Annotated in this window: 1 protein-coding gene; it reads left to right on the top strand. The window is 61.3% G+C overall.

Translation table 11 applies throughout. The annotated features are described in order from the left end of the window. Nucleotides 1–142: 142 nt before the first annotated feature. On the top strand, nucleotides 143–817 hold the full coding sequence (locus tag GJA01_RS15100; protein ID WP_062502366.1) for a hypothetical protein: 675 nt from the start codon (nucleotides 143–145) through the stop codon (nucleotides 815–817). Nucleotides 818–825: the final 8 nt, after the last annotated feature.

The following is an 825-nucleotide window of genomic DNA, read 5'->3' as shown; positions in this document are numbered from 1 at the left end:
TTTTCTGCACTTTTTTCTTGTGTCGTCAGGCGGTTTGTACTATTCTTTACTTGTCGAGAGGGAATGGTCCCCAAGACGAAAACGCCCCGAACGGTGTAACGAGCACCGAACGGGACTTCGCAGAACAGAAAGGTCAAGTTTCATGTCCGACGCAAACAACGCTATGTCCCACGCCATGGCTTCCGCGCAAGAGAAGAAATCACGCAAGGTCAGCCCCGCTGCTGTAAAACGCTTCAACGAAGCCCGCCAGCGCACGCAGGCCATCGCTGCCCCCACCCTTGTCGATATCCAGCGTCTCGTGCCCACCGATGACCAGATGGCCAAGATCGTCTCGGCCTTCGGTGTCGAAACCGGCGACGTGGACGAACTCACCGGCGCAGGCTCCAACATGGTGCGCGAACAGTATGACCTCCTCGCTCCCGTGCTCGTCTCCACCATCCGGGGAGAGCCAAACTATCAGGGCCTGAAACTCCACCTTGACCGCATGGTTGACGGGCTGGTCCGGTCCGCCTATGGCGCAGCCAGCTTCTACGAAAGCCGCCGCCTGATCGCCCGTGACGCCGCCGACAGCTTCGCAAACGAGCACCGCGACGAAGACCGCATGGGCATTGACGGCGGCGAAAACCGCATCGCCATGCTCCGCCGTATCGCAGCGGAAAACGGCGCTAAAGCCTACGCCCTCGCCGCTATCGCCACCGGGGCCTGTGCCGCTTATGCCGAACTCATGGGGGCCGACTGGAAGCCATACCAGCGCGACAACGGCCCCACCCTCGACCAGAAGGTCGCCGCCGCTCAGGCCGAAGCCCTCGGCTTCTGATCGACCAA

Source organism: Gluconobacter japonicus (assembly GCF_002723975.1).
Classification (GTDB): Bacteria; Pseudomonadota; Alphaproteobacteria; order Acetobacterales; family Acetobacteraceae; genus Gluconobacter; species Gluconobacter japonicus.
Note: the sequence above shows the minus strand (reverse complement) of the source record. Positions and strands in the feature narration are given on the sequence as shown.

Bases quoted from the DNA above. Each gene is read 5' to 3' on its own strand.
- GJA01_RS15100 (WP_062502366.1), top strand. From the start codon at position 143: ATGTCCGACGCAAACAACGCTATGTCCCACGCCATGGCTTCCGCGCAA.